Below are 7061 nucleotides of genomic sequence, written 5' to 3'. Positions count from 1 at the left end.
GTTTCATCAACAGAACTGCCGTTAATCAGCATGCCATGCTCATTGAACGGTGGCTTCACAAAATAGATACGATAATCGCCGGTGTCATCATAACCGTTGGAATAAGCTATAGATGCGTCCTGAACGGTGACCGTATACTCTCCTGATTCACCGAGAGTTATATCATTAAAATGTGCAACGCCATGTGCAGAAGTCTGACTTAACAAACTTCCGTCAGGATTAAATATTTTCACCCATGGGGCGAACCGGTTATTACTTTCGTCAGTTACCTGTAACGCAATGATGTCACCACTTACACCATCAAATGTCCAGGTATCTACTTCCTGAGCTATGGCTATTTCGCCTTCCACATAACCCCCGTTTATCAGGTCATCAGCAAAAGCCGGGACTGTGAATGCTGAAAGCGCAAAAGCGGCCCAGAGTATATGGAGTGATTTACCGGTCACGGTGAAACGCCGGTAGCATGTTTCTTTCAGTGTTGCATACAGGTATCTGTAAAAGAGAGTAGATCGCATTATCAACAGTCCTTTCCTAAATCAGAGTTTATAGTGCGACCGGGGCTGGGACTTCATTCTCAGGCAACAATATCCTTAGAATCTCCATCACGGTCATCAGGCCGGAACAGGCAATCTGTACTATGAAAAAATAAGCGTGTTTTTATAACTGGGGGAATGTACTAACCGGGAGTTTCGGAGATTAAATGAGACTAAGTGAGACACTTTTTCAGTTACGTGACTGAACAATTCAGGCTGAATTGTTGCTACTAAGTGTATCTGAATTTGACTTAGTTGCAGTTTCAGAGCTGGCGTGCAGTGAATTTTACGTTATTTGGTTAGAATGACATGTCTATTAAAATGCCAAAGCATGAGTGTTCTTATAAGTTAGTCATTGAGCCTCGATTAGATAGAGAGGTTCTTTCTTTTTCTTCATAATTTAAAACGGTTTAAGGTTTATGTATCAAATGATGAATTCGGATTAAGCTTGAATAAATTGTAGTAAAAATGGTGGCCCCACCTGGACTCGAACCAGGGACCTAACGATTATGAGTCACAAACTAAGCGTTTACCGTTAGTTACTTTATTTACCTGTTAATTACTTATTGTTTCATATAAATCAGTAGGTTATTGCGGTTTTGTTATCTCTGTTGCTTAATTTCTTTAAGCAATTCAGCGCACTAGATTTTGCGCTCAAAGTAGCACAGAGGTAGCACAGTATGTCAGCAACAAAATTCAGATTCACAGAGCAGACTCTTTTAAAGCTGTCGGGCTCAGACAAACGAACCAGGTATTATGACTCTCAAATGCCAGGTCTCATTATTGATGTTCTTCCATCAAATAAGAAAACGTTTCGGGTATACAAGAAGCTTCCTGGAACTCAGAAGCCTCTAGCGGTGACTATCGGCTCTTTTCCGTCAGTTCCCGTTGAGCAGGCTCGTAAGCAAGCCAGGAAGGCCATGGCTGATATCGCGGATGGAATGAACCCAAATGATAGCAAAAGGCATTTCAGAGCTGCTTCTGTCACGCTAGGAGCTGTTTATAAAGAATATACCCATGCAAGAGAGCTAAAGCCGATTACTTTACGTGGATACGATCAGGTAATGGCTTGCTATTTCGATGATTGGGCAAAGAAGCGTTTGGCTGACCTTACAGAAAACCGTATTTATCGTCGACACTTTGAACTGACTAAGCGTAGCCCTGCTCAGGCAGACTTGGCAATGAGGATGCTTAGGGCTCTTTTTAACTTCGCCAGAGCTGAATACAAATCTTCTGACGGCAGAACTTTATTCACCCACAACCCTGTTGCTGTTTTGTCGGAAAAACGTTGTTGGAACAATGTGGCCCGTAAACAGACAAGACTTCGACCTTCACAGTTAAAGCCATTCCTTAATGTAGTTAATGAGATGCGTGAGGAAGCCATTTCTTATCGTCAAGACTTTACTGCAACAGTATGTGACTTCGTCGAGTTTATGGCGTTTACCGGTCTGCGCAAAACAGAGTTGCTTAAGCTGGAATGGAAAAATGTATTTCTGGACGATCAGCTATTCTGCTTAGATGACACAAAAAATGGCCATGGCCTGGAATTGCCAATCACTGAACCGCTGAAGGAAATCCTCAAAAGAAGGGCAGAGTGCCGCGTTTCGGGTTTTGTTTTTGGTGCTGAAAATCGCCATGGCAGAGTGATGGAGCCTAAAAAAATAATTAAACAAATGAACCAACGTTCGGATGTTTTATTCACACTGCATGATCTTCGCCGGACATTTTGTTCGGTTGCTGAAACAATAGGAGTAGGGACTTACACGTTGAAACGATTGCTCAATCATAAAACGAGTCGCAGTGATGTCACTGCTGGCTACACTGTGCTCACGGCTGAAGAGCTTAGGGAACCGGCAGATAAAATATGCAAAAAGATTTCTCAATATGGAGGATTGCAAGTCAAAGAGCAGTGGGGGTGTAGGATTTTGGATAAGATGTCATCGCAAATTCCTGACCTAAACAGAGAGCAAAAACTACAACTAATCAATTTGTTAATGAATTAAACTATAAAATATCCATGGGGCGAAATAGCGATACGCCCCTTATACTTATTACTTTTTTGCAAAACTGAAAAATGGAAGAAATTTTAACCCGCTGCAAATGACTTCCTGTGATAAGTCTTCACCCTATCGTCAATTCTGCTACTCACTGAACTTTGCGCCCACTCGAATACATTAACTACATCCTTTTTGATGGAATCTAAGTTGCTTCTAGTCTCCATTTTCGAATCAATCTTGCGTGCTAAAGTCGAACTATGAACAGGATTACTTAAGAGTGCTTCTCTAAGCGCAGCAACTAACTCTTGTCTCTGGTCTGGTTCCAACTCTTTTAACAGATCATCCTGAACACGTTCCAAAAGAATTTTTGTTAAAGTTGGAGATTGATTAGTCAACAGAGCCTTAGCGAGCGCACCTAACTCTCTCCGCCCATTCACTGAGAGATTACGATTATCTGCTGTTGCCAGATTTTTTATTGCCATGTTGTGTTCAACCCCTTATAAAATCTTAATCGTCTACAATAGCAAAGTGCTCTTTGTAAACCAGATTTACTGCTGCGCCGAAATCTGAACGCCCATCGAAAGTGTATTCTTCAGTTTGTTCACAATTTAAGCTCATGATAACACCTTCTGTCTTCTCAGGTAACGATATTTCAATATACCCATTTACGCTGTCCTTCCACAGTGCGATCACTTTAGAGCGATGTCCCGTAGCAAGGTTAGAGCGCTCAATCATACCCATTGCTGTCATCGAGAGAACACTACATCCTGGATCGTCCGTTAAAACTGAAGCATAACGACTTGACCATCTTGAGGTCAATTGAGGGCCGTCGAGCAAAAGTGCAACTACCAAGTTAGGTGCTACTGAGCGAACAACCTCTGACACCGGGTCCTGTCTAGCTAAATCTTCACAGATTAAGGGAGCAAGAGAAAACTTCTTATCGATATTGATGATTTTTAGTTCTCTATTACCTACCTCAATGCCTTCCCACCAAATATTGTTACAACTGAGTTGAGACTGGATACCATATGTTCTTATTTGTGAAGAATCTAGACACCAGCGGTGATGTTTTTGTTGTTCAATATGCTCCCACTCAATCCCATTGTCGCTGCCGTCAATAGATGTTTTGGTGCTAAAGTAAACGTAATTTCTAGACCAAGAGTTGTTTTTAGTTTCATACACTCCACAAATAATAAATTTTGGAGCAATAAACTTGCCAGGATTACTATTTTCTTTATCTTTAAGAGCTTGTAACACATCCAAATAGTTGGCTTTTGACATTGTTGCTTCAGGAAAAATTAAAAAATCAACGTCCCCTGAGGCTTCGATCATACGTATAACGTCATTACTGTCGACCCCCAAAGTATTATTGTAGTCGAAATAGTCAAAACCCGGTACACAAACGCTCTTTTTGTTTTCCGCTAGAACGGACTTTCCAAAGTTCGCTTTAGGTATCTTAAGCGGCCACGGAAGCAATAACACTTTGATGTCATTTAAGTTATCAATAGGGGTGTTCTTAAAAGAAGGGTAATGTGCTACATCGACTTCAGAATCAACATATGCTAAGTAATGCGAAAGACCATTCAGACCAAGCCCAACTTGAGGGACTCGCTGTTTTGCTTGTACGATCGCTTTTTGCTTCCTAACTTCTGAAAAAGAAAAGTTTTTTGTATCTCGAATTTGGACAGCTGAAATAGCTGAAAAGACAGGAATGGCATCATCTTCAATTCCCATACTTGCGTAGTCGCAACAAGCAAATAACGTGAAAATATCAGACAAAAAACTCCAACGCTTTTCGTTAAAAACCTCTAATTCTTCAGGTGTTATTTCAATTTTAGTAGCTTCTTGATTTAATTCCCAGCTATTGCTGAAGTCATCCAGTTTAAATTTTGTAGATTCTTCAGAGAATACACGTTTAATCAGATTCTCTATACTTTTTGGGGCGAATTGTGAAAAATGGTGCTTTTTCTTTATCGATAAAAAGTTCTCATATCTACTTTCTTTACTGAAATAGTTGAACCAAACTTCGCCTAATCTATAGGTCTTTTCTTCATGCTCTCTATCAAGTGAATGACCATCTGGCGGACAAACGATAAAAGTATATGCGCCAGTTTCCTTTAGAAATGCAGCTAAAAGACAAAAAATATTTGGAGGCCAGAAACAGAATCTTCTGAAAGCCCTATCACGGAAATTTATTTTTTTGACTTCTTCCGGTGTAAGTCCTTTACAAAGTTCACCAAATGTCACGCAACTCTCCCTTTTTACCACGTATTATCAATATTGCTTCAGTTGGGTCAAGTCACATAGCCTTTTAGGAGCAGTGACAGGGTAATATATAACAGTGGCATCCCCCACGAGGGTGGTCAACCCTTAGCTTATGAATCAGCTCTTCGGTCAAGCTCTTGAGGCTTTGGAGCATACTTTTTGGTTTAGGCCTGTATACCGCAATCTCTTGGCTTTTCTGACCTCTTATCGAGTCATGTGTAGATTACAGGCGTCAAATAATTTTGACTACTATAGAGCAAAAATCAGTCATGATTTCGACGATATGATTTTGCTCTTATTCTCGACGCTGGATACTAGTTTATCCTCATCTTTCACAGAGTTTGGCAAACAACAACAGGAATCTATATGTAAGAACTATATGTGAATATATGGGGGGCGCTCGAGCCCAAGTGGCCTAAGGGCTATGTCAATATCACGTTTGCTTTAGTACACAAGGTTGAGTGGTTTCTTACACAGAATTTGAATGTTTTGATTGTTTTGATACACAAAAACGTTCATTTAGATCTGTGGATAATTTAGGCTATCCACAGATCTAAGAACTCTCTCTAACCTTCGGTACTGAAGAAGCTGACTTATGAATAAGCACGCCATCATTCGATACAGAAATATTTAATTTTGGATAACAAACTTTGACCAGTTTAATTGCAGTTTTTAGTCTGTTATTAAACACAGACGGTCGGTTAACTCGTTTCCATTCGTTAGGAAAGATAAGTTGAAGTTGCTCCCAATTCAAAAATAGTGGCTTGCTGTAGCTTACTGAGGGCGCTCTGTAAGCTACCCAGCAGTAGAAATCTATTCCGATTGGCGACCGGTTATGCCATAGAAATTGAAGAGCTCTGGCATCAACAGGGTGTGGTTTTATCAAGCCCATGAGTTTTATGAACGAATCCGATAGCTCGAAAGTGACTTTTGAGTCAGAGGAAAAGATACTTAGGTCAGATAGCACTGCACGTGCCCTGAGCTCAAATGCTTCATTTTCATCGGTCCTAACTTCCTTGATGTAGAGATCTGCTGTAATTGTTTGAATGAATATTTGTATGAACGCTTTAAGTTGCTGCTGACCATTTGGAGCTTGACCTGTAACACTTGAGTACAGTTGTCGTCGTGAGACCGTGATGGTTTTAGGCGTTTTATATCTAACTGCTAACGTAGTCAGGTAACTTAAAGTTTTCCTGGCCATACAGCCACTAGGCAGTCCTTCTGGGGAGTTAATGGAAAACGTCCTTATTGGGTTGTCCGCTGATACTTTGACTGCGTCCTTTGCATCTTTAGGAGCGAGAGGGAGTATACTCGGATCAGTAAACTGCCTTGCGTAATATACAATCGTCCCAGCTTTATCAGCGGGTTCATCTCTGATCCATTGGACAAGCTCCATTGCTTTTATAAGTTCAGGCACAACTTACTTCCCTTTGCCTGCAGCAGAGTTCGACACAATTCTGGGTTGAGCATTTACCCATGAATCAAACTCATCTACTGGAAATAGAATGCGGCCGTTGAGTTTGATGTATGGAGGGACAGGGTAATGAGTGCCATTAACTCTGTTCTGATAAATATGGTTATATAGTGTGCGTCGACTAGTTAGCAGAAGAGGGGCTATCTCTTCCATACGATAGAACATTTTTTTCATTGTAAGCACCTGCTTTTTACTCAGTGCTTACCTATTTTATGCATGTGTTTACTTTTTTCTCCGAAAAACCAGGGTAACTTTAAGGGGGGTTTCTTTGGCTGAGAAAAAGTGGCGCTGAAGTGACGTTTTGAGGCGTGATATTGGTTAAAAAGTAAACATTGAATTTGGCATGCCAAATTCAAAAATGGAAAAGTTAGGTTTGAACAGCTGCTTTAATGCTCTTTATTTGCCTTTAGATGAAATAAACACGCAAAGAAAATGACAACACCTAGAATCAGTGCGCAACCAGCAAGTAAAGGCACCATAGTTAGATTTTCCCAGTTTTAATTGAATTAAAAAGATCGTGCTTAAGTTTGTCGTAGCGTCGGGTAGCTCGAATGGCCAAAACCATCAATACCCAAACCTGAAACCATTCATATGTTGTCATGTCAGCCTCTTATTGAACTAGTGCCTGCTTTTTCGTTGGGCAAAAAGCCCGTTAAACATTAGGCATGTCTAATTATTATAGATAGGTATCGTAAAGCTCTCTGCATATTCCGGCCGGATCTGAACAGCGATTCCGGAAACACTTGAACACCTATTCTGGAATCATTTGAACACTGATTCCGGATTTATTTA

General features: G+C 40.6%; 4 protein-coding genes, 1 tRNA gene and 1 pseudogene. 1 reads left to right on the top strand and 5 read right to left on the bottom strand.

Features of this window, described 5'->3' with window-relative positions; all coding sequences use genetic code 11:
• Both ACXAG2_RS20640 and ACXAG2_RS20635 read right to left on the bottom strand, forming a co-directional pair.
• Nucleotides 1–515, bottom strand: a pseudogene (locus ACXAG2_RS20640) (hypothetical protein); the annotation flags it as partial.
• Between the two features lie 487 nt (nt 516–1002).
• Nucleotides 1003–1076 (bottom strand) — tRNA-Met (locus ACXAG2_RS20635).
• A gap of 137 nt (nt 1077–1213) precedes the next feature.
• On the opposite strand from ACXAG2_RS20635, the gene ACXAG2_RS20630 reads away from it, so the two are divergent.
• The gene (locus ACXAG2_RS20630; RefSeq protein WP_474870172.1) at nt 1214–2536 is read left to right on the top strand and encodes an integrase arm-type DNA-binding domain-containing protein; all 1323 of its coding nucleotides are present in this window, start codon (nt 1214–1216) and stop codon (nt 2534–2536) included.
• Nucleotides 2537–2619: 83 nt separating this feature from the next.
• On the opposite strand, the gene ACXAG2_RS20625 is transcribed toward ACXAG2_RS20630, so the two are convergent.
• From ACXAG2_RS20625 to ACXAG2_RS20615, 3 genes are all read right to left on the bottom strand, one after another.
• Complete coding sequence (locus ACXAG2_RS20625; RefSeq protein WP_474870170.1) at nt 2620–3012, bottom strand: hypothetical protein; 393 nt, start codon at nt 3010–3012, stop codon at nt 2620–2622.
• Nucleotides 3013–3037: 25 nt separating this feature from the next.
• Nucleotides 3038–4777: a hypothetical protein gene (locus tag ACXAG2_RS20620; RefSeq protein WP_474870167.1), complete on the bottom strand. Its 1740-nt coding sequence runs from the start codon at nt 4775–4777 to the stop codon at nt 3038–3040.
• Between the two features lie 571 nt (nt 4778–5348).
• Nucleotides 5349–6212, bottom strand: coding sequence for a replication initiation protein (locus tag ACXAG2_RS20615; RefSeq protein WP_474870165.1), 864 nt, complete (start codon nt 6210–6212; stop codon nt 5349–5351).
• Between the last annotated feature and the right edge of the window lie 849 nt (nt 6213–7061).

Source organism: Alteromonas sp. ABH4_456 (assembly GCF_056160645.1).
Note: the sequence above shows the minus strand (reverse complement) of the source record. Positions and strands in the feature narration are given on the sequence as shown.